This is a genomic window from Rhodoferax sp. (assembly GCF_014859475.1).
Classification (GTDB): domain Bacteria; phylum Pseudomonadota; class Gammaproteobacteria; order Burkholderiales; family Burkholderiaceae_C; genus Rhodoferax.
The window spans coordinates 1-1,600 of the sequence record NZ_JACUUE010000336.1; the positions used below are offsets into that span (position 1 = coordinate 1).

Here is a 1,600-nt window from a genome sequence, read left to right on the forward strand (position 1 = left end):
TTATTGTGTTGTCTGACCCTGATGGGTCTGATCTCCTTGGGTCTTTCTCGTCGAGCAGCCTGCGCTGCCCGGTGAAGGTGCCAATGTATGCGCCTATTGAGTGCCTTGCTATCCGGAATTACCCTTGGCAGGCGCTGCTTTGGTGCGTCGCCGGATCAGGTGCCCGCCGCAATCCAGCGCGCCGCTTTTTCGGCCATCATCAGCGTAGGCGAATTGGTGTTGCCGCTGGTGATCACCGGCATGGCGCCGGCATCGACCACGCGCAAGCCGGCAATCAGCCCGCCTGGCCCGCGCACCCGCAGGTGCGCGTCAAGCACCGCCAGCGGGTCATCGTCGCGGCCCATTTTGGTGGTGCCCACCGGGTGAAAAATGGTGGTGGCAATGTCACCGGCCAGACGCGCCAGATCGTCGTCGCTCTGGTATTGCACGCCGGGCTTGAACTCTTGCGGCTGGTACTTGGCCAGCGCCGGCTGCGCCACGATGGTGCGGGTCAGCCGCAAGGAGTCTGCGGCCACCTTGCGGTCGGCCTCAGTGCTCAAGTAGTTGGTTGCAATGGCAGGGGCTGCCGAGAAATCGGGCGACTTGATCTGCACGCTGCCGCGACTGGTGGGGTTGAGGTTGCAGACGCTCGCGGTAAATGCCGGAAAACTGTGCAGCGGCTCGCCGAATGCTTCCAGACTGAGCGGCTGCACGTGGTACTCGACGTTGGGGTGAGGCTGGCTCGCATCGCTGCGGGTAAAGGCGCCCAGCTGGCTCGGCGCCATGCTCATCGGGCCGCTGCGCCTGAGCGCATATTCGAGTCCGATCATGGCCTTGCCCCACAGTGAATTGGCCTGCACGTTGAGCGTTTTGACGTGCTGCACCTTGTACACCGAGCGAATCTGCAGGTGGTCCTGCAGGTTGGCGCCGACACCGGGCGCGTCGTGCACCACAGGGATTGCGTGTTGTTGCAACAGCGCGGCCGGGCCAATGCCGGAAAGCTGCAAAATTTGCGGTGAACCAATACTGCCAGCGCTCAGGATCACTTCGGCCGAAGCCTGTGCAAAGACCCTGCCGCTGGGTGTCTGCACCTCGACACCGGTGCTGCGCAACTGGCCGTTGGCTTGTGCCGCGATCGTGAGTTTGACCACCTGGGCCGAGGTCCAGAGCGTGAAATTGGGGCGGTTCATGCAGCTGGGTCGCAAAAAGGCCTTGGCGCTGTTCCAGCGCCAGCCGCTTCTTTGGTTCACTTCAAAATAGCCGACGCCTTCGTTGTCGCCCTGGTTGAAGTCATCCGTGGCGGGAATACCGGCTTGCTGCGCAGCCTGGGCAAAGGCATCGAGCACATCCCAGCGCAGGCGCTGCTTCTCTACCCGCCACTCGCCGCCCGTGCCGTGAAATTGCTTGAACTGGTCCAGCTTGCCGGGCGCTTCAAGCCGCTGGCCATCCAGCCGGTAATGGCTTTCATGGGCCATGAAGTCGGGCAGGCTGTTGTGCCAGCCCCAGGCGCCGTCGCCCGTCAGTTGTGCCCAGCTGTCGTAATCGCGCGCCTGGCCGCGCATGTAAATCATGCCGTTGATGCTGCTGCAGCCGCCCAGCACCTTGCCGCGCGGGTAGCGCA

General features: G+C 63.3%; 1 protein-coding gene. It reads right to left on the reverse strand.

Translation table 11 applies throughout. From position 1 onward, the window contains the following. Positions 1-155: 155 nt before the first annotated feature. Positions 156-1,600: GMC family oxidoreductase (locus tag IBX54_RS15040; RefSeq protein ID WP_296543458.1), on the reverse strand; the 1,445-nt coding region annotated here is incomplete at its 5' end.